We start from the raw sequence: 24,733 nt of genomic DNA, 5'->3' as shown, positions 1-24,733 counted from the left end.
CATCGGGCGGCGTGGTTCAAGGAAAGTGTGGCGGGAGATGACTGCGGCAGTATTCGATGATCGACTGCCACAGCGCTCCAGGCCACAGAGAAAATTCCGGTTGAAACGCAGAAAGGGTCAGCGCTCTCGTGCCCTTTCCGCTTATAGCAATGCCTTGCCGAGCTGATTAGATGCCCAGGCAGAGGTATTTGATTTCCAGGTAATCTTCGATGCCGTACTTGGAGCCTTCACGGCCCAGGCCCGACGCCTTGATGCCGCCGAACGGCGCGACTTCGTTGGAGATCAACCCGGTGTTGACGCCGACCATACCGTATTCCAGGGCTTCCGCCACACGGAACACACGGCCCAGATCACGAGCGTAGAAGTACGAGGCCAGACCGAACTCGGTGTCGTTCGACATCGCGATCACTTCGGCTTCGTCTTTGAAGCGGAACAGTGGCGCCAATGGACCGAAAGTTTCTTCCTTGGCCACAGCGGCGTTGTTCGGCACGTTGGTCAGAATGGTCGGCTCGAAGAAGTTGCCTTCCATCGACTTGCCGCCAGCCAGAACGGTCGCGCCTTTGCTGACGGCGTCAGCAATGTGCTCTTGAACCTTGGCCACGGCTTTTTCGTCGATCAGCGGGCCAGTGGTGGTGCCGTCGTCCAGACCGTTGCCGATCTTGAGTTTGGCCACCGCCACTTTCAGCTTCTCGGCGAACGCGTCGTAGACCGAGTCCTGAATGTACAGACGGTTGGCACAGACGCAGGTCTGGCCGTTGTTGCGGTATTTGGAGATGATCGCGCCTTCGACAGCCTTATCCAGGTCCGCGTCGTCGAACACGATGAACGGCGCGTTGCCGCCCAGTTCCAGGGACACTTTCTTGATGTCCTTGGCGCATTCAGCCATCAGCTGGCGACCGATTTCGGTCGAGCCAGTGAAGGACAATTTACGCACGATCGGGTTGCTGGTTAGCTCGCTGCCGATGTCGCCGGCGCTGCCGGACACAACGCTGAACACACCGGCAGGAATGCCAGCACGCTGGGCCAGTTCAGCCAGAGCGAAAGCTGAGAACGGCGTTTGCGAAGCAGGCTTGAGCACCATGGTGCAACCGGCGGCCAGGGCCGGACCGGCTTTACGGGTGATCATCGCGGCCGGGAAGTTCCACGGGGTGATTGCCGCGGTGACGCCGATTGGCTGCTTGATCACGATCAGGCGCTTGTCTGGCTGGTGGCCCGGAATCACGTCACCGTAGACTCGCTTGGCTTCTTCGGCGAACCACTCGATAAAGGAAGCGGCGTAAACGATTTCGCCCTTGGCTTCGGCCAATGGCTTGCCTTGCTCCAAGGTCATCAAGCGAGCCAAGTCGTCCTGGTTCTCGATGATCAGCTCGAACCAGCGACGCAGCTTGTTGGCGCGGTCCTTAGCGGTCAGTGCACGCCAGGCCGGCAGCGCCTTGTCAGCGGCTTCGATCGCACGACGGGTTTCGGCAGCACCCATTTTCGGCACGGTGCCCAGAATTTCGCCCGTTGCCGGGTTGTTGACCTTGATCGTCTGACCATTGTCCGCATCGACCCAAGCGCCATCGATAAAGGCTTGCTGGCGGAACAACTGGGTGTCTTTAAGCTGCATGTCGGCTTTCCTTAACAGCACCGCGGCAGGCGCGGAGCAAATTATGATTGTTGAAAGGCGCCTGAAAGGCTGCCGTCAGGGAAATCATTCACCGGGCTGAAGCACATAAATAGCGCACGGAATGTACTCGTGCGGTTCAGCACCCAGACAAGAGCGTTTGAAATCTCAAACGAATCCTAGGATCAAAGGGGGTAAAGGACAATAGGCTGTTCGAAAAAAAGAACGAAAACGCCGCATTTGCCACAAATTTCAGATCAGCGTAGCAAACGCAGGTTACGCTTTGAGAAAGCGCAGTCGATTCAGCAGCATGGACGCCTGCAGTGCATATGAGTATCATGGCGCCCGCTTGCACCAGTAGCTCAGCTGGATAGAGTACTGCCCTCCGAAGGCAGGGGTCGTGGGTTCGAATCCCGCCTGGTGCACCATAGTAGAAACGAGAAAGCCTCAGGCCGTAAGGTCTGGGGCTTTTTTGTGGGCGTTGTGGTCAGGGAGCTCTACTTAACACCCTCCGATTCAGACAAATCCCGCAAAACTATTTTTTGCCCGGCGCGCTTCACGCTCTCCAGAATGCCTCCCCGAGGACTTAACCAAAGGGAACGCCATGCGTTTGATACGGAATGCCGACAAGGGCCTCGAACAAACCGAAAACCCCACCACTGCCGCCCGATTGGTGAAGGACGCGCTGGCGCGAGGTCGCCATAGCATTGGCGGACTCGCTAATTTTGGGAGCCATTCCCGCATCAGCAGCGACAGCGAAATTGTCGAGGCCGTCCGCAAGGGTGATTTGCTGTTGGTAAAGGAACGCTTTGCCAGCTCAGGCGGTGGCCTCATGGTTAGATCAGCGCCAGCGCCTGAACCGGTCTATATCCCCCCAAAAGATCCATGGCCGCAGGCCAAGCCTCGCGACGATCAAGTCTTTGCCAAATCCTGTACCCCCGATAGCTGGTGTAGCACCGACGCCGGCACCGCTCCGGAGCCCGCTTCGAATTTCGGCAAGGTAATGGTCGCGGGCGCCATGCTTTTTCCGTCTGCCAGCACCGCCATAGCGGCGGCTTTCGGTGCCGATCTGGCACTGGGTCGAATGGCCGGTGGCGGCATCCTGCAGCAGCGTCTTAACTGGGCGATTCGCGGTGCCGGCGGGCCTGCCAGTTTGTTCATACTCGGCATGCTGCCGACCAGGATGGCTGACGGGACGCTCCATACCGACACTCAGTTGCGCAGCATGACCCACGCCCCCACCCGTGTGCGTTTTCAGTTTCGTCGCGACGCCGAGGGCGCACTACAGGTTTACGGCATCCATACCACCGCATCAGGCGACGACACGGTACGCACGGTGCAAGCCACGTGGAACGCCGATAAAACCGCGCTGGAGGCCAAGCTCAATGACATCACCATTCTGTGGACGCCGCAACGCGGGCCACTGGGGCAAATGCCCCCGCTGATCTACCCCGACAGCAGCGGCGAACAACTTGACACCATCCTGGTACACCCAATCCCGAAAAATAGCGACAGTCAGATAGAGGGACTCCCTGGCGAAGACATCACCACAGCTGACTGTATTCTTGTGTTCCCGGTGGATACAGGGTTGAAGTCGCTCTATGTGGTGTTTGCCAAGCCCATCAAAAGCAAAGACCACGACTATTACGATGCTCCCGATTCATTACAAGCATTCCCAGACGCCGTGGGTGTGCGCCCCAAGTCGAGCGTTCAAGGAGGCGGCAAGAAAAGGGAGCGGTGGAAAGACCGAAAAGGTCGCATTTACGAATGGGATAGCAAGACTGGTGCAGTTGAGATGTACGACAAGCAAGGCAAGCACCTTGGAGAATTCGACCATGTAACAGGTGAGCAGATAGACCCTGCTAAGCCTGGAAGAACTACACACAAATAAAATGAGGGATCAGCTATGCACCTAAGTATCAGTGGTTTTTTCCCGGAGCCAGACGAAGATGACTCGTTGCAGTTCAAGCAAATCATTCAAGATGACTTGATTCCGGATGTGATCACAATAATGGGGTGGAGTGATGTAAGTGATGCTGCTGGCGGGGAGTCGGAACTTACACCAGAACAATCAGCAAAGATCATTAAGCTGATTAACGAGCCTTCTATCAGTGGCCTAACGCTATTTATTGGTCGGCGTGCCTAGGGAGGCGGGAGGCGGCGAAATTAAGTGATTCAGGTCGCCACTAGTAAGGGTGCAACAGCGCCCCCAACACGATTGCAGGCGCTTTTTCTTCGTCTGTGATCTTGTGCTATGGCGGCTGTGCGTGGGACGTCTTCGGACGTACCGGTTTCCTTGATTCCCCGGTTTACCAACCTGCGTACAGTTGCCACCCATTCGCCTGGTATCGAATGCGCGGCAACTTCTTAAATCAAGGAAGTGAACAAAGCGCAGCATCAATCCGTACGAAACTCGGCTTACCCCTAAACGCCAGCCCTTTCAAGGTCTTTTGACTTTGGCACCGAGCCTGGCAGAACAACTCCAAAGTAATTTAGGGGAAAATCATGCACCTATGCATCACAGGTTTTTTATCGGGCGACAGCGATGATACTTCGCTGAAATATGAACTAGACGTACCGTCGCAGTTTGAGCCAGCGGTACTAGAAGTGCTGGGGTGGCAAAGCCTTGCAGAAAGCCCGGACGGCGAATGGCTGCTTACAGGCGACCAATCTCAGCGGATTGCGACCGCGATTAATGAGCAGTTACCCAGCGACCTGGATCTATTCATCGGGCTAGAAGCCTAGCTAAACAGTTGGGCCCGTAACAGCACGCCAGAACAGGTCGCCGCTGGAGGAGGTCACGGCGCCCGGGTCTACGAAAAAGATGGAAGACAAGGGACAGGACTATTTTTGAATGGGATAGCCAGCACGGGGCCGTTGAGAAGTACAACAAGCGTGGGAAGCACCTCTGGGAGTTCGACCCCGATACAGGCGAGCAAACCAAAGAAGCGGACAATACCCGAGGTGGAACCTTGAACTACATCATTGAAGCTTTCGACAAAGACACCGAGCTTCTGGCTTTTGAAATCGACCTGCCTGAAGGTTGTGAGCCCCAGCTGGCGGCAGTCATGGGTTGGACAACGCCCCAGCGTGGCGATGAAGGCTATAACTTGAGCGCAGAACAAGCGACAGCCATTGAGGCATTAGCCCGCAGGCAATTTTACGATACCGATCATATTTTTCAGCTCACCTGCAACATTGACTAACCGGGGTTGACCGAGAGCAGGTGCGCCGCTGGAGGCAGTCACGGTGCCCGATCTGGAGCACTTCGGTTTGAAATCGAAGAAATACGTTGCGAGGCTTCTGCGTTTCAAACCAGGAACCCCCGACGACTCCGACCAAGCCGCGAGCGCGACTTCGGTAGCTGCGCGATTTGCCACCGTTTTAAACCGAGGCAAGACCCGTCAGGCGATCACATGGTCATGCGCGCGGTTCTACTCGTGGATTCAGTTCGGACGGATACGGATCTATCAATGATTTAAGCAAATAACGCGGGCATTCCGGTAGCCCGCATTATCGTTTACGACCATGTCGGAACACCGCCCAGAGCCGGCCCGCTCCCACAATTATCCAGTGCCCATTTTTTGTGGCCGGCGCCTAAGCGTCTGCGGTTTGGTTTTGCTGCCTGGCGAAAACCGCCGCCATCTCTGGCTTATCCAGGTGATCCAGCGCCCGTTCGACCAACAAATGCACGCCATCGGCCATGCGGCTGAGTGCCAGGGCTTTGGAGCGGCGTGAACCGTCTACATTGTCGGCGAGGTCGGAGGCGATGGCGCTGATCGACAGCAGGTCTTCCGAGGCATTGGCGAGCAGGGTTTCGGTGTTGATGTTGGGACTGACGGTGAAGAGCGAGCCGTTGCGTTCAGTTTGCTCTGTTTCCGTTGCTGGTGGGTCGGGGACTATTTTGGACATTTGACTAACTCCAGAAGTGGAGCCGTTCACGCGTCGCTGCTAAACGATGGGTGGCGGCTGTGCGCGGGTTAGCAGACCGGGGAGTTAGCAAACCGGCGCGCCCGAGGGCGCCCCACGCACAGCTACCATAAAGTGCAGGTTAGTAACCTGACTGAAGAGGATGCTATGCACTTCACTAACCACGGCGGGCTGCTAAACCCGATCACTGACAACCAGTGATGCGATTCAAATTACAGACCGGTCCCAAAGCGCACAAGCCGGCGGATTCTGGCTTAGCCGTAGGCAACGACGCAAGAATTTGTAGCTTGCAGGAAGTAAACCAAAGCCCTTTCAAACAATCCCAAAATCACTGGCCTGTGAGGCTTTCCCTGTAGGAGCGAGCCGGCTCCGGGCGGCGTTCCGACGATGGGCGTTAACGATGATGCAGGCAGTCTGAATGCCCCGCGTTGTCTGGAAGACCATCGCGAGCAGGCTCGCTCCCACAGGAGATCATTCCACCAGAGAAAGTCACTCAGTCGTCCAATCGAACTCGTCGTATTCATCTTCCTCGTCGTCCTCAATGTCTTCCTCATCAAGAACGTCTTCCTCCAGCGTTGCCTCTGCCTGCTTGGCCAGAAGAAACTCCTTACGACTCTCGGTAATTGCTCGCCTCAGTTCCTCGCCCTTTTCCGAGCAGTTGAGCATTTGGGCGATGCGGTCGATTTTTTTTGCCACGGCATCCTCCAACGCATCGGCTATAGGCCGATAGTGCGCGCTTTCGGGTGTTGATGCCAAATCGCGGAGCACCGCTCACCTCAGTTTTTCTTCAATTCCTTGAGTCGGGCGTTGAGGTTTTCCTTGGGATAGCGTTTGTGCAATTTAGCCATCAAGTCATCAGCTGCATGTGTCTGACCGGCATTTTGCAGGCGCAGCACTTCAAGCAATTGCTCATCCAGCGTTCTTACCGGGGCGGCGGCACGTTTGTTGACTTTTGCTTCATCGTCCATTTCGGCGTTGATCGATTCGCTCTGCGCGGGGGCGGCAAAATCCGCCATTGGCGCGGCCGGGGCGGCCAGAGAACGCGCCACTGATGACGGCGCTTGCGTGGCTTCTTTTTTGGCTACAGGTGCAGACGCTTTGGGCGCGAAGTCGTAACTCGGCGCTTGCTCAGGCGTGCGCTGCACCAGCGCCAGCATCAACGCCACGCCAACGAGGCTGGCAAATGCCACTTGCCAACGAGGTTTCTGGCAAGCCTGAACCCAGCGTTGCCAAAGGTTTGGTTTCGGCGCGGGGACTTCACGGTGTGCAGCAGCGAGGATGAACGCATCTAGATGGGCCGGTGGTTCGCCGGTCGAATGCTCGCGAAAATGCTGAAGCACTTCATCTTCCGATGGTTTGCGGGCGTCAGTCATGTCAGTACCTCCTCGGCCAGCAGCCGACGCAGTTTTTGCTGGGCGTAGCGCAAGCGGCTTTTGACGGTTTCCAGCGGTGTTTCGGTGAGAGCGGCGATCTGTGGCAGGTCGAGATCGCCGTGGGCACGCAGCAGGAACACTTCGCGCTGATCGGCAGGCAGGTTTTGCAGGGCGGCCTCGAGGCGCTGGGTATCGCGGCTCAGGCTCAGCAGTTGTTCGGGATCGGCGGCGTCATCGGCCAGGGCGTGGGTCTGTTCGTCGTAGCTGTCGTGCAAGGGGTTGTGGATTCCGTGTTTGCGCCAGTGATCGATCAGTCGATTGCGGGCGATCTGGTAGAGCCAGGTACGAAAATTCGCCCGACCTTGTGGCTGACTGGTGCTGCGGATCAGGCTCAACCAGGTTTCCTGATAGACCTCTTCGGCAAGCTCGGATTTGCCGCTGAGGCCGAGCAGGAACCGATAAAGACCTTGTCGATGACGGGCGTAGAGAATCTCGAACGCTGGCCCGTCGCCTGAGCGATAACGGGCCAGCAGTGATTCGTCGCTCGATTCAGGAGCAGACATGTCAGTTGTAGCCTCCTTTATGCGGCTCGCTGTTGGAGGCGGTCGTGGTTCGCAGGCTTTGCGCCAGTTCCACCAATTGCACGAACTCCGAACGCAAACCAAATGGATCATCACCGCGCGCACCGCGAGCCAACGCTTCCGTGTCCTTCAGGCTGAACTCACCGGTATAACGGCCGTCCTTGAGCTGCTGGGAAAATGCCGCCACGGCTGCCGCAAATCGCAGGTCGTCACTTCCTTTGCCTTCCGACCCAACGGCAATCGGCCGCTCGATCAGGCGACTATTCCCACCATCTGGCAGCTGGTATCGCACTCTCAGCATCGCCAATTCTCCCGACTTAGAAGACGTAGCTGACTCGGCGTTGCCATACCGCAACGGCTCCAACCAGCCCTTCTCGCCCTTCGGCACAATTTCGTACAACGCCGTGACCGTATGCCCTGCGCCGATTTCACCGGCATCAACCTTGTCGTTGCTGAAATCCTCACGCTTCAACGCGCGATTCTCATACCCCAACAACCGATACTCGCTGACCTGCGCCGGGTTGAACTCCACTTGGAGCTTCACGTTTTTCGCCACGACGGCGAGGGTAGAACCGAGCTGATCCACCAGCACCTTGCGCGCCTCACGCAGATTGTCGATGTAGGCGTAGTTGCCGTCGCCGGCGTCGGCCAGTTGTTCCATCAGGTGTTCATTGTAGTTATCCACACCAAAACCCAGGGTGGTCAGGGAAACGCCTGTCTTGCGTTTATCCACAGCCATTTGCTTGAGGCTGTCGAAGTCGCTGATGCCGACGTTGAAGTCGCCGTCGGTGGCCAGCAGGATGCGGTTGATACCTTTGGGGATGAACGCCTGCTGCGCCATTTGATAAGCCAGTTCGATACCCGACGCCCCGGCGGTGGAGCCGCCTGCGGTTAATTGGTCGATGGCTGTACGAATTTTCGCTTTTTCCCGTCCGGAAGTTGGCTCGAGTACCACACGCGAATCGCCGGCATAAACCACCAGCGACACCCGATCCTGCTCGCGCAACTGATCGACCAGTAATTTCAGGGTGCTTTTGACCAGCGGCAAGCCCTCGCGCCGGTCCATCGAACCGGACACGTCCACCAGAAACACCAGATTCGCCGGGGCCAGCTCAGCCACCGCGCGATCCGACGCTTTGATGCCGATACGCAGCAAACGGGTGTGCGGGTTCCACGGGGACGGCGCCAGTTCAGTGGTCACGCCAAATGGCGAACCGTCGGTGGGCAAGGTGTAATCGTAGGGGAAATAGTTGACCATCTCCTCCAGCCGCACCGCGCCTTCGGGTGGCAGGCGTCCCTGATTGAGTAAGCGGCGAACGTTGGCGTAGGCGCCGGTGTCGACGTCGGCGCTGAAGGTAGAGACCGGCGCCTCGGCGACGCTGTGAATCGGGTTATCCGCCAGCGCTTGATATTGCTCACGCTGTTCATCCTGATATCCCGGCGGCGAAGATTCAGGTGCATAACTCGCCATGGGCGCCGCACTTACGCTGCGTTTGGCCATGGTCGCATCGGCCATGACCGCCTCACTGCGCACCAACGCACCTTGCACCGGAGGCGAAACCGAAACCGATACCGCAGCGGATTCAGGCTTGGACGAAACACCGCAACCGGCAACGGCCAGCAGCAACCCGGCGGCGAAACCCTGGGCGGCCGGTCGGAGGACATGCAGAGGGAGGGACATGGGGGCTGACCTCAGGAGGAAATTGATCCATTCATCCTCTGAGACGGGCAACCCCACCGGTTCGGGTTAAATCCGCTGAAAAAAACTTCAGCGGTGATAACGCCGCACCACGCTGCTGTTTTTCAGCACATGACCTTTGATTTTTTCCAGCAACTGCGCGCGGGTCAGACCGGCGGGCAAGGCGTCCGGAGCCAGGTCAAGCGCGTAGAGCTGGATGATGTAGTGATGGGAACTGTCGCCGACCGGCGGGCAAGGACCGATGTAGCCGGTGCTGCCTTTGCTGTTGCTGCCACCCACACCTTCAAGGGCGGATTTGGCGCCGACACCGGCCGGAATCTGGCGGGTCGCGGGCTTGATGCCGTAGTGAATCCAGTGATCGACGCCCTGGCCTTTCTGACCATCCGGGTCGTGCATGACGATGGCGTAACTCTGGGTGCCCGCAGGGCCGGCCGTCCAGCTCAGCGCCGGGGACTGGTTCTTGCCGCCACAACCGGCCGCATCGCTGGCCGCCGCCGAGGTGAACAGACGGTTGTCGGTGACACCGGGAATGCTGACGGTGAAGCGTTCTGCGGCCTGCGCCGGAAACTGCACGCAAAGGGCGACGGCTACGGCCGCCAGCCAAGGGTTCAGAGAGGTCAATCGGGTCATACCGGAGCACCTTGTGCGGGTGGGGCCGTGGTCGGCGTGCAAACTATAGCCGGACCGTTCGTGCGGTGGCAGTGGGAATTGGCTGAACCTGCGGATAAGCGCCAAACTCTTAAGTGAACGCTTGCCTGGAGAACGATCATGGCACTGCACCGCGTCGCCCGTTTCGCCGATGTGCCCGACAATCGAGGCCTGGAAGTCCGGATTGGGGACACCAAAATCGTCTTGCTGCGGGTCGGCGATCAGCTGCGCGCCTATCAGGGCGAATGCCCGCACGCCGGTGCTCCGCTGGCCGAGGGCGCGCTGTGTCACGGGCGCCTGATTTGCCCATGGCACAAGGCAGCGTACCGGATCGAGGATGGCGCGTTGTGTGAACCGCCGTCGCTGGACAGCCTCAAGCGCTATCCCCTGGAAGTGCGCGACGACGAAGTCTGGGTCGACGAAAACCCGCTTCCGGATGCTCATATCCCACCGGCCGATGATGAGCGTACGTTTGTGATTATCGGCGCCGGTGCCGCAGGCACGGCGGGTGCGGCGGCGTTACGCGAAAAGGGTTTCGGCGGCCGTGTGCTGCTGATCGATCGCGAACCTGATGCCGGTTACGACCGCACCGTGTTGAGTAAATTCGTGATTGCCGGGGAGATGCCGCCGGAAGAAGTCCCGCCGCTGCGCGATGAAAATTTTTATCGCGAACAGCGCATCGATCGCATAAACGGAGAAGTGGCGAGCCTGGATGCAAAGGCCCGGACAGTGCAGCTCGAGGATGGTCAAACATTGACCTATGACGCCGCGCTGATCGCCACGGGCGGCACACCCAACCGTCTCGAGTTGCCTGGCGCCGACTTGCCCCAGGTGTTCTTGTTGCGCTCGAAAGACCAGGCACAAAAGATTCTGACCGCCGCCCAGCCAGGCCAGCATGCAGTGATCATCGGCGACAGTTTTATTGCGATGGAATCCGCAGCGGCGCTACGCGAATACGGTCTGGACGTCACTGTTCTGGCCCGCCATGCGGTGCCTTTCGCCAAACAGTTTGGCGAAACGGTCGGCAAAGCGATTCTTGCCCGTCATGTGGCTCACGGCGTGGTGTTTCTTACCGACAGCGAAGCCGCGCAGATTGAGGGCAAAGACAAGGTTGAAGCGGTGAAACTCAAGAACGGCCGGCGTTTACCAGCGGATCTGGTATTGGTCGGCATTGGTGTCAGCCCGGCAACCGGACCGTTTAAAGATTTGCTCATGGAAAAAGACCATTCATTGAAGGTCGACGGCGGCATGCGCGTGACCGAAGGGCTGTGGGCCGCCGGCGATATCGCGACCTTCCCGCTCAACGGCCAGCCGCAACGGATCGAGCACTGGCGCCTGGCCCAACAACACGCACGGATTGCAGCGGCGAACATGTTGGGCGGCGATGAGCATTACCTGGATGTACCGTACTTCTGGACCTGGCACTTCGGCAAAAACTACGACTACCTTGGTCACGCCGAAGCCTGGGACGAGGTCGAGTTCAAGGGCGATCCGTACCATCCACCCTTTATCGGACTGTTCGGCAAAAACGGCGTGGTGGCAGCCGCCGTCGCCTGCGATGAAGAGCGGGCGATGGCGATGCTCGCCGAGCGGATGAAACAGCCGCTGCCCGTGGACGAGGCATGGCGGCTGATTCGGGACGTCTAGACGTTACTGAACGACGCCAGCACCACCGAGCTTGCTCATCACGAAGCCGACGAACTCTTCGACGGTCATTTTCTGGCCGTTGAATTCCACCTGATTGCTGGCGTAATGCAGTTTGGTGACGATGTCATTGCCGTCCGCTTTGGCGAACTGCGTACCGACTGCCATGGCGCCGAACATGTCAGCGGTGGCAGTCGCCTGGTCGGCTATGACCTTGGCGTCGGTCTGACCGTCGATTTGCCCCTGGACGCTGAGCAAATCAACCAGCATCGGTTTGGACACTTTGATATTGACGTCCAGCAACGCGATCAACTGTTGGGTCAGTTGGTCGGGCGGCAGGTCCATGGATTTTGGCTTGGTCAGGTCGAGCACCAGGTTGGCGCGGCTTTCACCGTTGGCCGTGGTGAACGACAGGTTTTCCAGAGCCACCTGCGGACCGGCAGCCAGCAATTTCTCCAGACCGGTTTTTACCTGAGCCTCTTCTTCCGGGGTCAAGACCAGCTCAGGCGTCGGCTCACCCGCAGCGGCAGCCTCGGCGGCGGCCTTCTCGTATGGCTGCAGTTTGGTTTGGTAAATCTGCATCAACGACATCGTCGCCGGGATATCGAGGTTCTTCAGGCTCATGGCCATCTGCGCAGAGCCGACCGTCTTGCCGTTCAGGGACACTTCGCCGATCTTGTAATCGGCACGCCCGGAAGCGCTGGTGCCCGACTCTTCGGTCTGGTTCTTCATTTCAAATTTCTTGATGCCCAACACCGACTGTTTTGCGCCGAACGTGGTTTTGCTGTCGGTCAGCTCGACGGTGTTCTCGCCGGTGTAGTAGCCGTAGGTACTTTTCACCAGGTTGCTGGCCAGGGTCAGGCCGCTCAATTCGACTTTTACCGGTGCCTGGGTTTCATCGATTGTGGTCAGGATGAAGTTGTCCATGTAGCCGTTGGCTTTGACTTTCTGCGCCTTGGCGTTGGCCGCGACATCGAGGTTCAGGCCGGAGAATTTCAGGTGGGACTTGTCATCCAGCGCGACATCCAGCGGCAGCAATTCGAGGGTGCCGTTGGTGGCGTTGTCATAGCCGATATTGACCACGCCGGTGAGCGGCGATTTGTCCTTGGCGGCGGCGAACCACTTCTCGGTGATCGGCGTCTTTTCCAGCTCGTAATGACTGGTGGCCAGGACCGGCAGCCACTTCAGCGACACCAGTCGCGAGAACGGCAGTGGGCCGTGTTCGATGTGATCGACGAAGAGCAATTCGACCGGCGCCTCGCCGAACATCTCACCCTGGCCCTTGAGGCGGTAGTGCGCGGTGCTGCTGAACACGTGGCGCTCAAGCGACACCAGCTCCAGCGACGCGGTGCCGTTGGAACCGACCAGCGCGGCTTGCAGCTCCTTGTTGGCGTCGGCGATCGAGGTGTTCAGTACCCCTTCGAGTTTGGTGCCGGTGAACCAGGCACCGCCGGCGCTGATTGCACCGATGGCCACGACAATTCCAAGAAGCACGCCTGCTGATTTATTCATGAATGACCCGTTCAATGTCCGTTGTTTGAAGTGTGGTCGTCTTCCCTGAACCCTTGACGGGTTACGGTCACGACTGCGTTGAAAGTGCGATGGAGATTAGCATCAGGCGTACCGGGCGGCCCAATGTTAAAGGTTAAAGAGTGTCTATGGACCGCGCGCAGCGGTCGTGAGTTTCGGCGGACATGAAATCGCCTTCGCCAGCAAGCCCGCTCCCACAAGGATCACGCTGAACCCTGTGGGAGCGGGCTTGCTCGCGAAGGCGTCTGAACTAACGACAGCGTCAGGAATACTGAACTTCCATCTCATCCAGCTGATGATCAAAACTTTTCAGCCGCGCGGTCCACGTATAAACCAGCACTTCAAAATCGCGATTGATCACCGCCCCGCCCGTCACGTCCGCGCGCGGGTCGCAGAAGTCCAGCTGATAGCGTTCGCGGGCCATGGCGGCGGCGACATCGGAGAGTTCACGGGCGTTGCTCAACCAATGCCAGTCGTCGTCGGACACTTGCTTGTCCAGCGCCAGGCATTGCTTCTTCAACGTTTCGAGGCTTTTTTCCAGCGGTGTGCCGGTGAGTTCGCCCATGACTTCCTGGAAGGTGCGCCCCGGTTGCCAGTAACTGCCCCAGAAATACCGATCGAACACCGTTTCGACCCGACGCAAAGCGACCTTGGTGTCCCAGATCAGCACCAGGGTCTTGCCTTGTTCGAGTTGTCTTTTTTTGATGCGCTGGCCCTGGAGCGACGCCCAGGCCACCACCACGATGGCCATCACCGCGATCAGCGCGGCTGCGCTGTCGAGGAACACCAGCGCCTTGTCGATCTGGTGGGCCAGCATGATGCCGTAGAAATAGGTGGCCGACAGCAACACCAATGCCGCAATTGCGCACCAGAAGCCGGGAGCATAAGGGTTTTTCATTATTGGAATCCCCATGACCAACGCGAGCCTAGATTGATGGGTTCGACGCGCGACCTCATCAAGTCAAAGCATAGCAACGGCCTCAGGGTTTGCTGGTGTTCGTCGCTTGCGTTCGTCCGCTTTCCCAGCCACCGCCCAGTGCCAGGAACAAATCGATCTGGCTCATGGCAACTTGCGTGTTCGCGGAGGCCAGTTGCGCTCGCACATCGGTGTAGGTGCGGGTCGCTTGCAGGTCTGCCAGGAACGATTCACGACCGGCCTGGAAGAAGCGGTGCGTCTGGTCGGCCGCCAGTTGTGCCGATTGTTCGGCATCCGCCAGCGCATCACGGCGTTGCAGCAGCGCGGAATACTGGGCCAGCCCGGTCTGGGTCTCGCGAATGGCGTTGAGCACCACGCCATCGAAGTGCGCCAGCGCGCCTTGGGTCGCCGCTTCGGCCTCGCGGATTCGCGCCCGCGAGCCATTGGACGGCACGGTCCAGGTCAACAACGGGCCGAAGCCCCAGCGGTTGGTCGCCGGTTTGCCGAGATTCTCCAGAATACCGACGGTGCCGACGGTCGCGCCGATACTGATGTCCGGGTACAACTCGCCGGTGGCAATGCCGATACCGGCGGTCGCGGCGGCCAATCGACGCTCGGCCTGACGCACATCGGGGCGGCGTTTGAGCAACGTGGCGCCGTCACCGACCGGCAACAATTGCGCAATTTTCGGTAATTCGGCGCAGTCGCGGGTGCCGGCCGGCAATTGGTCGACCGGTTTGGCCAGCAACATCGACAAACGGAACAATCCCGCCTGACGCGCCGCTTCATAACGCGGCATGTCGGCGCGCAAGGATTTGAATTGGGTTTGCGAGCGGGTGACCTGGGTTTCATCGCCACGCCCCGCATCGCGTAAACGCTGGATCAGCGTGGTGCTCTGGGCCTGCAGGTCGAGGGAATGCTGAGCGATTTCCCGTTCTTCGTTGGCCGCGCACACCTGCGTGTAGGCCCGAACGACGTCGGCCACCAAGGTGATGCGCGCCGTATCCGCCGCCGCTTGCGTCGCATCGGCGTTGGCCTTGGCCGCCTCGATGCCGCGCTGCAAGGTGCCGAACAGATCGAATTGATACGAGGTGGTGATGCCGATGTCGCCGACGTTGGCCACCGGCACTTTTTCCGGCAGCAAGAAAGCTTCGCCGGATTCCTGTACACGCTGGGCGCCAATCTTCACGCCGCCACTCCAGCCACCCGCGGCCTGGGCTTCGTCGACCTGAGCGCGGGCGCGGGAAAGGTTGGCGGCGGCCACGCGCAAGTCGGTATTGGACGCCATGGCCTGCTGCACCAACTGGTTCAGACGCGGGTCTTGATACAGGCGCCACCAATCACCGGGCACCGGCGCCGAGACGACATTTTTACCGTTCACCGCGAGGTCGCCCTGCAAGTCTTCACGGTGTACGGCGGCTTCGTCCGGCAGGTGATAGTCCGGCCCGACCACCTGACAGGCCGACAGCAGCAGACCTAATCCGGCAATCGCCAAGCCCGAAGCCCTGCTCATTCGGCCGGCTCCTGCGTGTGGTCGTCGATGATCGACACCGTCGCGGTCCGCCCGGCAATCATGCGGAAGTCCGTCGGCACATCGTCGAAGGCGATCCGCACCGGAATCCGCTGCGCAAGCCGCACCCAGCTGAACGCCGGGTTGACGTTGGGCAACAGGTTGCTGCCGCTGCTGCGGTCGCGGTCTTCTATGCCGGCGACGATGCTTTCCACGTGGCCGCGCAGGCGAGCGCGGTCGCCGATCACCCGTATGTCGACGCTCTGGCCAACGTGGATGCCGTCGAGTTTGGTTTCTTCGAAATAGCCATCAATGTGGAACGAATTGCTGTCCACCACCGACAACACCGGGCGCCCGGCGGTGACGAATTCCTGCGCACGCGGCGCACGGTCGTTGACGTAGCCATCGACCGGGCTGCGGATGGTCGAGCGGTCGAGGTTGAGCTGGGCACTGTCCACCGCCACCTGCGCTTCCATCAACGCCACTTCAGCCCGGGCCACCCGCGATTGGCTCTCTTCCAGTTGCTCGCCCGGCACCAGATTACCGAGGCCGCGGTTACGCTTGGCTTCGCGTTGCCCTTGCGCCAGGGTTTCCTGACGGTCGGCGACCGCCGCTTTGGCTTGGCGCAGCGCGAGTTTGAAACGGTCCTGATCGATGCTGAACAGCACCTGGCCGCGTTTCACCCACTGGTTGTCGCGCACTTCGACTTGCTGGATCAGGCCGGACACGTCCGGTGCGATTTGAACAATGTCGGCGCGGATATGCCCGTCGCGGGTCCACGGCGCGAACATGTAATACATCACCATGCGCCAGACCACGACCACGGCGAAGGTCACGATCAGTAGCGTCAGGACCACGCGGCCGAGGGTCAAAAAAGGTTTTTTCATGTCATCAGGTATCGACTGAGTGAGTCCACGGCGCCGAGCAGCAAGGCGTAGAGAGCCACGTTGAACAATGCCCGGTGCCAGACCAGACGGTAAAAGTGCAGGCGCGTCAGCAAGCCGTGCACCAGCAGGTAAATTACATAGGTAATGCCCATCAGCACCAGCAGCGTGGGCAGGAACACCCCGCTGATATCCAGATCACCGATCATAAAGGCGCTCCATCGATGCCATGGGGAAGCGGTTCTTCGAGGTCACCGGTGCCGAGGAATTCGACGCCGGGAAGCAATGCCAGACGCAGACCGCTCAAGGCGTGCAGCAGGTGCAAACGGGCGCCGCTATCGCACTCGCGGTTCAGGGCTCGGCGCGTGCGGTCCATGGTCATCAACAACGCACTGGGCGCCGGCAAACGCTCGCCAGCCTTCAGGCAGGCTTTGAAATACTCGCCGACTTCGGTCACCACTTGATGCAGCAGCACTTGCGGTACGCCGGGCACACGCGGTGTGTAGGCGAGCAGGTCAAGCAGGTTCAGCGCCACGCGCACTTCCCGTAGCGCGATTCCGGTGTCCTGGCCAGTCATGGCCAGACGCGGCAAATGCTGCATCAGGCGATCGAGCATCTGCACGCCCAAGTGCCGGTGCTCGGCCAGGGTCGCCGGTTCGGTGAGGCTGACGATGTCGCGCCAGCTGAAACGGGTCAGGCGCTTGGCCGCCAGTTCTGCGCCGAACGGCCGCGCGATCAGGGTCCAGACAAAGGCGAACAGCAAGCCCACCGGGCCGGCCAGGTTAGAGTTCGCGAAGCTGAGGAAATCCGCGTCGTACGCGCCCTGAATACTGATGAAGGACGAGGTGTTGACCAGCGTCAGCAGCATGCCCAGGTAAAACTGCGGCTTGACCGTCAGGGTGCCGACGCAAATGAACGGCACGGCGAACGCCAGCACCAGCATCGGGAAATCATGCAGGTTGGGCAGCACCAGAAACAGGTAAAGGCTGGCGAACAGCACCGACATCGCCGTCCAGAAGAAGAACCGGTAAATCTGCGGCGCCGGGTCGTCCATCGAGGCGAAAAAACTGCACGCCACCGCCGCCAGAATCACCGCGCTACCGCCGTCAGTCCAGCCGAGCAGAATCCAGAGCACCGAGGCGACGATGATCGCGGTGACCGTGGACGCCGCCGAGTAAAGCATCAGTCCACGGTCGAGAAACGGCGACAGGCGACCGAGGCGCCAGTGCCGGTACACCGCGCGCCAGCTGTCCTGGCTTTCGCATTGAATCGCGTATTGCAGACTGCGGCAGTCTTGCCACAAATCGATCCATTCGCCGAGGCGATAAATGGCGTTGGAGAACAGCAGCTGTCTGCGATCATCCAGCGCTTCGGCGGACGGTTGCAGCGCTTCGAGTTGATCTTTCAGCGTTTGCCAGCGATCGAGGTCGGCGTCTTTGTGACCGAGCCATTCCGTGGTCGCCGCCAACAACGGCGCGAACTTATCCACAAGCTCCGGCGTGCGCCGCTCGAGGGCATAAAGCGCGTCGTCGAGGGCGTCGATCACCGGCAGCAGATGAATCATTCGCCCGCGCAGCTCCTTGGTGTTGCGCACGGTTTGCGGGCGCGCGCCCTCGTGGGGCAACTGGCCGATCATTAATTCAAGCGTGTTGAAGGTTGCGACCATCGATGAGCGCAGTGCGCTGACTTCATCCGGTTGCACCTGGCGGCTGAGGAAACGCAGGCTGTAGGTCGAGGCGTCTGCGAACCATGTGTTCACCGAATCGTTGAACACCGGCGCCAGCCGCCGGGGCCAGAACATCGCGCCGACCACTGCCGCGACGGCGATGCCGAGGAAGATCTCTTCGGTACGCGCTTCAGCCACATCCCACACCGCCAGCGGGTTATCCACCACGGGCAATGCGATCAGCGGCAGGGTGTATCCGGCAAGCATCAGGGCGTAACTGTTGGCGGTGCGCAGGTGCAGCGACAGGAACAGCAGAATTCCGGTCCACAACGCGATGACCACCACCAGCACATAGGGGCTCTGAACGAACATCGGCACGAAAAAAACCGCCGCCGCCGCGCCCAGAAACGTACCGACCGCGCGGTACAGCGCCTTGGAACTGGTCGGGCCGACAAACGGACTGGAAACGATGTAGACCGTGGCCATCGCCCAATACGGACGCGGCATCTGCATGAGCATGGCGATGTACAACGCGATCATCGATGCCGCGAACGTGCGCACGCCGTAGAACCAGTCCCGCGCCGGGGGAACGCCGGTAAAAAATCCGCTCAAGGGTTCACCACCGACGGAGCGTTGGCCGCTTCAAACGCTTTCAATACCCGCAGCGCCGCTTCCAGATCACTCGGGACAATCCCTTCCAGCACTTCATTGCGCAAGCGCACCAGCTCGATTTCAACCGCCTGAACCAGCTCCCGGCCGGTGTCGGTCAGGCTCAGGCACTTGGCGCGGCGATCTTGAGCATCTTCAGTCCGACGAACGTAGCCGGCATGACACAGCTGATCGAGCAGACGCACCAGAGACGGGCTCTCCATCCCGGCCGCCTGCGCCACCGTCACCTGCCGCACACCCTCGCCCAACCGCCCGATCATCAACAACGGGACGGCGCAGGCTTCGGAGATTCCATAGTTGACCAGCGTGGTCTGGCAGATCTTCCGCCAATGCCGGGCGGCCACCACCATGGAGCTGCTGATGTTCATCTGGAGAAAGTCGAGGGTTTTTGACACGGGAGGAAAGACACACTGTTAGTTCGCTAACTATCAATATGGCATTTGAGGGGAAAGCTGGTCAAGTTTTGAAACAACTTGACGGTTAGGACACAGTAAAAAATCGGTAAAGATCGCTCACCCCCTTAGCTGCCTACCCCAAGCGAGAACCTAATGACTGAGTACCCAACACCAGAAACAAAACCTGGCACCAATACCGGAGACGCGGATAGTTATCGCTGTTTTCTGCAACGGAAAGTAGATGCGGCACGGCTCTCACGGCACAAGGAGCCGAGCCTCAGCAACGAGAAAATCGAAACTGAGTTCGCTGGCAGACGAGCAAAAGCTGCTGAATGAAAGATGGGTGAGCTATGAGCGCTTCTTCGCCCGCTCGTACACATTGCTGCGCTCCCGCTTACCGACCGCCACCACGGAAATCACCACACGCTCATCAATGACCTCGTAGACCAGTCTGTATCCCGAAGACTTCAACTTGATTTTGTAGCAGTCAGGCATCCCATGGAGGGCGTCGGCCGGGATCCGAGGCAACTCAAGTCGCTCTGCCAGCTTCTTTTTGAATTGTTCACGCAACGTATGTCCAAGCTTGTCCCACTCCTTGCGTGCGGACGGCAGGAATTCGAGCTTATAGGTCATCCAGGCTTACCGGCATTGGCGTTTCATGCCTACGGGAACGAACGATTTCAGCTAAATCAAGGTCATCGAGGCGCTCCATCATGGCTTCGAATACATCCGCCGGGACCATATACCCCATGACTCGGTTGTGATTTAGCACTGCGACGGGTCCACCATGAGCTCCGCTCAGAACCGCAGATGGGTTTTTCTTCAGTTCAGACACACTAACAGCCATATCGGCCAGAACACTTTGCATAAATAAGACCTCAATTAAGGTCGCAATTCTGGTCTATTTGTAGTTCCTGAGCAACCTTGAAAAAACCTTACAACTGAGTTTTTTCGATGTTTTTATACCCCACGCCCCTTCCTCAGCAGCACATCCAACTGATCCACCACCTCAGCCCAATCCGCGTCATCCAGAATATCGTCGCGCAAAAACTGCGCTTGGCTCTTGCTCCAGAAAAATGCATCGGCCAAATGCAATTCGGGCTTGAGCGGTGAGTGGGTAGCGATGAATTTATCGATGCTTTCGGCGTCATCCGGCAGGCCGAGTTGTTTGAACAGGGAGGGGAGGCTGTGGGTTGGGGATTCCATGTCGGGCTCCTTTTTTATGGCAGATGATGGGTGACTGCTGGGCAGTCAATCGCGGGCAAGCCTCGCTCCCACAGGAACTGCGAGGTCCCTGTGGGAGCGTGGCTTGCCCGCGAAGGCGTCATGACAGACGCCGCAAAACTCAATGACTCAACTCCCGCACCTCCGCATGCGGCACCAGTTTCAAGTACTCCGGCACGCTCATGTGCAGCAGATTGTTGTGGTTGCCGGCCTCCAGGTAGATATCTTGCTGCCGGGTCAGCAATGGGTCGATGACCATGTCCATGCCATAGGACTCACCTAACGCTGGCACCGCGCCGCGTTCGCAGTCTTCGAACAGATGCGCCAGGGTGCTTTCCCGGGTGACTTGCCATTCGCCGCTGCTGCGCACTTTAGTCAGGTCCAGGTGACGACTCGCCGGCAGCACGGCCATCAGGAAATGCCCGTGGTGATCGTCGAGGATCACCGACTTGGCCACCCGTTCGGCAGGAATGCCCGCGACCCGCGCCGTTTCAAGGCTGCTGGCCGAATGTGGATGGCTAACGATGTCAAATTCGCAGTGCGCCCTGTCCAGGCTGCTCTGCACGGTTTTTGCCATACGCATGATGCACCTCGGTGTCCGCAACAACGTTGGCGGACGATGGATAAACCTGTTCTCACCACTCAAAAGTCTAGGCCTGCTGGCGTCATCGCGCGGGAAATCTGCCCACTGGAGCACCGTCGACAACTGAGCAAAATTCGTACAATCCATGGCTCGGCTAGACTGTATTAAGCGATGGGCGTTAACGAGAACGCGGACTGCATGGATGGGCGCGGTGCTCTCAGGTTCATCGCGAGCGAGCTCGCTCCTACAAAGGAGGGTCAAGTGAACACTCGTTGCTGTGCAATGGCGTTGCTGTTGGCCTTGAGCGGATCGGCATTCGCGGTGGACACCATCGTGCTGGTTCCCAACCCCATGGGGATCTGGCTGATCACGTTCGGCATCGCCTTTCTGATCGCCGAGGCTGCCTTGCCCAATTACGGCGTCATCGGGTTGGGCGGGATTGTGATGTTCGTCATCGGCGCAGTGATCCTGAGCAACACCGAGGTGCCAGTACCGTTGATGATCGGCCTGGGCCTGATCAGTGCGTTGTTGTTGATATTCCTGGTGATCCACGCCCTGAAAACCCGACCGCGCCAAACCGTCAGTGGCGATGCCGGGCTCGTGGGCAGCGTGGCTCCGGTGACGTCGTTACAGCCCGGCAATGCCTGCAACGGCTGGGTGCACCTGCAAGGAGAAAAGTGGCAAGTACTCAGCGCCACGCCACTGGAAACCGGGCAACGGGTCCGGGTGGTGGCGCGCAAGGGATTACTGCTGCAAGTGGCCGCGGCTGACGCGGCGCCGGGTGGAGAATAACCATGGGTCTGCAACTGGGTTTTGTCGCACTGCTGCTGTTGGTGATTGCGCTGGCGGGATCGACTTTTCGCATCCTGCGCGAATACGAGCGCGGGGTGGTGTTCCAGCTCGGCCGTTTCTGGCAAGTCAAAGGCCCCGGCCTGATCCTGTTGATTCCTGTGGTGCAGCAAATGGTTCGCGTCGACCTGCGTACCGTGGTGCTCGATGTGCCGCCGCAAGACGTGATCACCCGCGACAACGTCTCGGTCAAGGTCAACGCGGTGCTGTACTTCCGCGTGCTCGACCCGCAGAAGGCGATTATCCAGGTTGAAGATTTCCTCATGGCCACCAGCCAACTGGCCCAGACCACCTTGCGCGCAGTGCTCGGTAAACACGAACTCGATGAATTGCTGGCCGAGCGCGAACGGTTGAACATCGATATCCAGCAAGTTCTCGATGCTCAGACCGACGCCTGGGGCATCAAGGTCGCCAACGTCGAGATCAAGCACGTGGACCTCAACGAATCGATGGTCCGCGCCATCGCCAAACAGGCTGAAGCCGAGCGGGAACGCCGGGCCAAGGTCATCCACGCCGAAGGTGAATTGCAGGCCTCGGAAAAGCTCATGCAGGCCGCCGAAATGCTCGGCCGTCAGCCGGGCGCCATGCAACTGCGGTACATGCAGACTCTGAGCTCGATTGCCGGGGACAAAAGCTCGACCATCGTCTTTCCGTTGCCGATCGAATTGCTCAAGGGCATGGCGGATTTGTCGGCGAAACCTTGAAGCGGTGATGACCTGGGGTGAGGGGATTTAGCGAAACGTCGCACCGCCCCGTTCGGCTGCGAAGCAGTCGCCAATCCGGACAATTCGCTGGGGCCGCTTCGCGACCCAACGGGGATAAATCCCCTCGCCACAAATTGCTTGCCCCACTGAGATTTTCTTAAGTGAACAGCATTTCGGTTCATAACTTGGGCAGCACCGCGCATTCGCCGAGCCAGGTCAGCAAGTGGTCGAGACAGGCTTCGACCGTCTGCGCTCCGGTATCGAGCACTAAAGAAGCCGACTTTGGCGGTTCATAAGGCGCAGAAACCCCGGTAAATCCTGACAGATCACCGCGACGGGCTCGGGCGTAATGACCTTTGGGATCGCGCTGCTCACACACCGCCAGGGAAGCGCTGCACCAGACCTCGCGATAATCCTCGCCTAAACGCGTGGCGAACAGTTCACGCAATTCCAGCAGCGGCGCGATCATCGCCAGAATCACCACCTGCCCGTTCTCCACCAGCAACGCCGCCAGTTCACTGGCCCGGCGGATGTTTTCCAGGCGATCACTGTCGGCAAAACCCAAGTCGCGATTGAGCCCGACCCGCAGTCCATCGCCGTCGAGCACGACACTCTGCACGCCGCGTTCGAACAACTCGGCGTGCAGCGCCTGGGCCAGCGTCGACTTACCCGCCGCCGGCAAACCGGTCAACAGAATGGCCGTGCCGCGATGGCCGTTACGGGCCTCCCGTTGTGCGCGGCTGATGCTCGCCGTCGGCGCCTGAAGGTTATCGAGCCTGGACATGCGCCGCCGGCACCGTAATGTTGCCCGCCGCCCACGCCGCTTCGCGATTGGCCAACGCGGTGGCGATGGACTGGACTTCGGTGGACTGCACTTGGTCCGGCAGCGGATCGAGCCCGGCACTGGCAAAAATCTGCCCGTAAGCATTGCGCAGATCCGCGTACGAGAGATCGCGACGCAGATCAGCCTGCAAGGTATTCAACTCACCCTGAATCAAGTCCAGTTCGCCCAGCCCCGCAGCCTGATAGCGACTGCGCATTTGGCCGACAATCTGCCCGTCAATGTCCGACAGTTGCTGATTGGTCTTGAACTGTCGCAGCGCCTCGCGGAAATTGGCGTTGGCCACATAGAGTTGCGCCAGCACCGCAATCGACATCGCCTGACGACGCGCCGTGGCCACTTCTTCACCGGCCTTGGCGACGTTGATCGCCGCCGGTGCCGAGATCACGCTGAACAGGTTCCAGGTCACCTTCACGCCATAGTCGGCCCAACCCTGCTCCACCAGGAACGAGTTGCTGTCGTAGTGCCCGCCGGCGGAAAACTCCAGCCCCGGCAGCAGGCGCAACATGGCTTTACGGGTTTCGGCGGCGCTGATGCGACTTTGATAATCCTGCTCACGCAGTTCCGGGCGGCTGGTCAGGGCTTCCTGTTCCAGGCTGGCGAGGTCGACTTTGAGTTCCGGAATGACGTAGTCGTCCTGAGTCGCCAGCGTCATCTCGGTGCCCAGGGGCAGATTGATCAGGGTCGCCAGTTCGGTTTTCGCCAGCGACAACGCTCGGCGTTGTTCTTCCAACTGGCGTGTGGCTTCGATCAGCGAGCGTTGATAACCCAACGCCTGGATCGGATCGCCGATGCGCTGTTCGCTCATGTTCTGGCTGTTGCCGCGAGCGGTCTCGACCCGAGCCATGAGACTGTCGATCTGCTTGAGCAAACGTTCGGCGGCCATGGCACGCCAATACGCCGAACGCACGTCCTGAACGATGGTGTTGATCACTTTGCGTCGGCGCTCCTGAACGATCAGTCGTTGGTCGCCCTGTTGCTTGGCACTGATGTAGCTGACACCAAAATCGAGCACGTTCCAGACCATGTTCAGGTCGGCGACTTCACGGTCGCGGTCCTGTGAGGTCGACGGTTCCAACGACTGGGTGCCGGTCAGTACGCTCTGGCTGCTGGAGGCGCTGACGTTGTTACGGCCGACGTAACCGGCGTCCAGCGCCATGCGCGGCAGCATGTCAAAACTGGCCAGGTCGAGCTGGCGCTTGGCCAAGGCCTCTTCCATGATCTTGAGCCGGCCTTCGAGGTTATATTTCACCGCGCGTGCCATGGCCTGATGCAGGGTCAGCGGACCGCTGAGGGGCTCCTGATCCTTGTACATGCTTTGCAGATCGCTTTTAGCGCGCTGCTCGCTGACGCTGCGTTCGATCGGTTCACTTTTTACTGCACATCCACTGACTGCCAGCGCGAGCAAACTCACGACGAACAACTGCTGACTTCTCTTCATCCTTGACCGCCCCCGGGGTATCGCAACAATTAAACTGTTG

At 59.4% G+C, this 24,733-nt stretch carries 27 protein-coding genes, 1 tRNA gene and 1 pseudogene; 9 read left to right on the top strand and 20 right to left on the bottom strand.

The genetic code is table 11. From position 1 onward, the window contains the following. Positions 1-166 precede the first annotated feature (166 nt). Positions 167-1,609: an NADP-dependent succinate-semialdehyde dehydrogenase gene (gene gabD / locus ACA073_RS01010; RefSeq protein ID WP_497400955.1), complete on the bottom strand. Its 1,443-nt coding sequence runs from the start codon at positions 1,607-1,609 to the stop codon at positions 167-169. A 348-nt stretch (positions 1,610-1,957) separates the two neighbouring features. On the opposite strand from gabD, the gene ACA073_RS01005 reads away from it, so the two are divergent. The 6 genes and pseudogenes from ACA073_RS01005 to ACA073_RS00980 all read left to right on the top strand — a co-directional run bounded on the left by ACA073_RS01005 (position 1,958) and on the right by ACA073_RS00980 (position 4,812). Continuing rightward, positions 1,958-2,034: transfer RNA gene (locus ACA073_RS01005), tRNA-Arg, on the top strand. Positions 2,035-2,210: 176 nt separating this feature from the next. Further along, positions 2,211-3,497, top strand: coding sequence for an S-type pyocin domain-containing protein (locus ACA073_RS01000; protein ID WP_497400953.1), 1,287 nt, complete (start codon positions 2,211-2,213; stop codon positions 3,495-3,497). A 15-nt stretch (positions 3,498-3,512) separates the two neighbouring features. Beyond that, positions 3,513-3,752 carry a pyocin S6 family toxin immunity protein gene (locus tag ACA073_RS00995; RefSeq protein ID WP_497400951.1) on the top strand — a complete coding sequence of 80 codons (240 nt, stop codon included), beginning with the start codon at positions 3,513-3,515 and terminating at the stop codon, positions 3,750-3,752. A 359-nt stretch (positions 3,753-4,111) separates the two neighbouring features. Further along, positions 4,112-4,351 (top strand): pyocin S6 family toxin immunity protein, encoded by a 240-nt coding sequence (locus ACA073_RS00990; protein WP_497400949.1) that lies wholly within the window; start codon positions 4,112-4,114, stop codon positions 4,349-4,351. A 65-nt stretch (positions 4,352-4,416) separates the two neighbouring features. Next, positions 4,417-4,569, top strand: a pseudogene (locus tag ACA073_RS00985) (colicin E3/pyocin S6 family cytotoxin); the annotation flags it as partial. A gap of 9 nt (positions 4,570-4,578) precedes the next feature. After that, a complete protein-coding gene (locus ACA073_RS00980) occupies positions 4,579-4,812 on the top strand; it encodes a DUF7683 domain-containing protein (RefSeq protein ID WP_497400948.1) in 234 nt (77 codons plus the stop codon). Between the two features lie 391 nt (positions 4,813-5,203). Here the strand turns inward: ACA073_RS00980 and ACA073_RS00975 are convergent, their stop codons facing one another. The 6 genes from ACA073_RS00975 to ACA073_RS00950 all read right to left on the bottom strand — a co-directional run bounded on the left by ACA073_RS00975 (position 5,204) and on the right by ACA073_RS00950 (position 9,819). Continuing rightward, positions 5,204-5,518: a DUF6124 family protein gene (locus ACA073_RS00975; RefSeq protein WP_497400946.1), complete on the bottom strand. Its 315-nt coding sequence runs from the start codon at positions 5,516-5,518 to the stop codon at positions 5,204-5,206. Positions 5,519-6,025: 507 nt separating this feature from the next. Continuing rightward, a complete protein-coding gene (locus ACA073_RS00970; protein ID WP_497403945.1) occupies positions 6,026-6,292 on the bottom strand; it encodes a hypothetical protein in 267 nt (88 codons plus the stop codon). 20 nt (positions 6,293-6,312) lie between these two features. Further along, on the bottom strand, positions 6,313-6,909 hold the full coding sequence (locus tag ACA073_RS00965) for a hypothetical protein (protein WP_497400944.1): 597 nt from the start codon (positions 6,907-6,909) through the stop codon (positions 6,313-6,315). Continuing rightward, a complete protein-coding gene (locus tag ACA073_RS00960; RefSeq protein ID WP_497400942.1) occupies positions 6,906-7,472 on the bottom strand; it encodes an RNA polymerase sigma factor in 567 nt (188 codons plus the stop codon). Before ACA073_RS00960 ends, ACA073_RS00965 begins: the two co-directional genes overlap by 4 nt. Before the next feature lies 1 nt (position 7,473). After that, positions 7,474-9,171, bottom strand: coding sequence for a vWA domain-containing protein (locus ACA073_RS00955; protein ID WP_497400940.1), 1,698 nt, complete (start codon positions 9,169-9,171; stop codon positions 7,474-7,476). Between the two features lie 87 nt (positions 9,172-9,258). Next, complete coding sequence (locus tag ACA073_RS00950) at positions 9,259-9,819, bottom strand: YbhB/YbcL family Raf kinase inhibitor-like protein (protein WP_497400938.1); 561 nt, start codon at positions 9,817-9,819, stop codon at positions 9,259-9,261. A gap of 138 nt (positions 9,820-9,957) precedes the next feature. On the opposite strand from ACA073_RS00950, the gene ACA073_RS00945 reads away from it, so the two are divergent. Continuing rightward, positions 9,958-11,484 (top strand): FAD-dependent oxidoreductase, encoded by a 1,527-nt coding sequence (locus tag ACA073_RS00945; protein ID WP_497400936.1) that lies wholly within the window; start codon positions 9,958-9,960, stop codon positions 11,482-11,484. Between the two features lie 3 nt (positions 11,485-11,487). On the opposite strand, the gene ACA073_RS00940 is transcribed toward ACA073_RS00945, so the two are convergent. The 11 genes from ACA073_RS00940 to ACA073_RS00890 form a co-directional block, all read right to left on the bottom strand. Continuing rightward, positions 11,488-12,993 carry a YdgA family protein gene (locus ACA073_RS00940; protein WP_497400934.1) on the bottom strand — a complete coding sequence of 502 codons (1,506 nt, stop codon included), beginning with the start codon at positions 12,991-12,993 and terminating at the stop codon, positions 11,488-11,490. A gap of 280 nt (positions 12,994-13,273) precedes the next feature. Beyond that, on the bottom strand, positions 13,274-13,909 hold the full coding sequence (locus ACA073_RS00935; protein ID WP_497400932.1) for an NADH:ubiquinone oxidoreductase subunit N: 636 nt from the start codon (positions 13,907-13,909) through the stop codon (positions 13,274-13,276). An 82-nt stretch (positions 13,910-13,991) separates the two neighbouring features. Next, positions 13,992-15,440 (bottom strand): efflux transporter outer membrane subunit, encoded by a 1,449-nt coding sequence (locus tag ACA073_RS00930; RefSeq protein ID WP_497400930.1) that lies wholly within the window; start codon positions 15,438-15,440, stop codon positions 13,992-13,994. After that, entirely contained in the window at positions 15,437-16,324 is an 888-nt protein-coding gene (locus ACA073_RS00925; RefSeq protein WP_497400928.1) for an efflux RND transporter periplasmic adaptor subunit, read from the bottom strand. The genes ACA073_RS00930 and ACA073_RS00925 overlap by 4 nt, the downstream gene beginning before the upstream one ends. Continuing rightward, positions 16,321-16,530, bottom strand: coding sequence for a DUF1656 domain-containing protein (locus ACA073_RS00920; RefSeq protein WP_008034684.1), 210 nt, complete (start codon positions 16,528-16,530; stop codon positions 16,321-16,323). Before ACA073_RS00920 ends, ACA073_RS00925 begins: the two co-directional genes overlap by 4 nt. After that, positions 16,527-18,599, bottom strand: a complete 2,073-nt coding sequence (locus ACA073_RS00915) for an FUSC family protein (protein ID WP_497400926.1) — start codon at positions 18,597-18,599, stop codon at positions 16,527-16,529. Before ACA073_RS00915 ends, ACA073_RS00920 begins: the two co-directional genes overlap by 4 nt. Then, positions 18,596-19,024 (bottom strand): MarR family winged helix-turn-helix transcriptional regulator, encoded by a 429-nt coding sequence (locus ACA073_RS00910; protein ID WP_497400924.1) that lies wholly within the window; start codon positions 19,022-19,024, stop codon positions 18,596-18,598. The genes ACA073_RS00915 and ACA073_RS00910 overlap by 4 nt, the downstream gene beginning before the upstream one ends. Before the next feature lie 375 nt (positions 19,025-19,399). After that, positions 19,400-19,684 carry a type II toxin-antitoxin system RelE family toxin gene (locus tag ACA073_RS00905; RefSeq protein ID WP_497400922.1) on the bottom strand — a complete coding sequence of 95 codons (285 nt, stop codon included), beginning with the start codon at positions 19,682-19,684 and terminating at the stop codon, positions 19,400-19,402. Further along, positions 19,674-19,919 carry a type II toxin-antitoxin system Phd/YefM family antitoxin gene (locus ACA073_RS00900; protein WP_497400920.1) on the bottom strand — a complete coding sequence of 82 codons (246 nt, stop codon included), beginning with the start codon at positions 19,917-19,919 and terminating at the stop codon, positions 19,674-19,676. The genes ACA073_RS00905 and ACA073_RS00900 overlap by 11 nt, the downstream gene beginning before the upstream one ends. Positions 19,920-20,011: 92 nt before the next feature. Next, positions 20,012-20,257 carry a DUF2789 domain-containing protein gene (locus ACA073_RS00895; RefSeq protein WP_497400918.1) on the bottom strand — a complete coding sequence of 82 codons (246 nt, stop codon included), beginning with the start codon at positions 20,255-20,257 and terminating at the stop codon, positions 20,012-20,014. A gap of 139 nt (positions 20,258-20,396) precedes the next feature. Next, entirely contained in the window at positions 20,397-20,858 is a 462-nt protein-coding gene (locus ACA073_RS00890) for an aminoacyl-tRNA deacylase (protein WP_497400916.1), read from the bottom strand. 261 nt (positions 20,859-21,119) lie between these two features. Between ACA073_RS00890 and ACA073_RS00885 the strand changes: the two genes are divergently transcribed. Both ACA073_RS00885 and ACA073_RS00880 read left to right on the top strand, forming a co-directional pair. Continuing rightward, positions 21,120-21,650, top strand: a complete 531-nt coding sequence (locus tag ACA073_RS00885; protein WP_497400914.1) for an NfeD family protein — start codon at positions 21,120-21,122, stop codon at positions 21,648-21,650. Positions 21,651-21,652: 2 nt separating this feature from the next. Beyond that, positions 21,653-22,411 carry a slipin family protein gene (locus tag ACA073_RS00880; protein WP_497400912.1) on the top strand — a complete coding sequence of 253 codons (759 nt, stop codon included), beginning with the start codon at positions 21,653-21,655 and terminating at the stop codon, positions 22,409-22,411. Positions 22,412-22,589: 178 nt separating this feature from the next. Here ACA073_RS00880 and cysC read toward each other — a convergent pair whose 3' ends face one another. Both cysC and ACA073_RS00870 read right to left on the bottom strand, forming a co-directional pair. Further along, positions 22,590-23,195 (bottom strand): adenylyl-sulfate kinase, encoded by a 606-nt coding sequence (gene cysC, locus ACA073_RS00875; RefSeq protein ID WP_497400910.1) that lies wholly within the window; start codon positions 23,193-23,195, stop codon positions 22,590-22,592. Next, positions 23,179-24,693 carry a TolC family protein gene (locus ACA073_RS00870; RefSeq protein WP_497400908.1) on the bottom strand — a complete coding sequence of 505 codons (1,515 nt, stop codon included), beginning with the start codon at positions 24,691-24,693 and terminating at the stop codon, positions 23,179-23,181. The genes cysC and ACA073_RS00870 overlap by 17 nt, the downstream gene beginning before the upstream one ends. Positions 24,694-24,733: the final 40 nt, after the last annotated feature.

It is taken from the genome of Pseudomonas sp. LBUM1670 (assembly GCF_059695695.1).
This window is presented reverse-complemented; position numbering and strand designations above follow the sequence as displayed.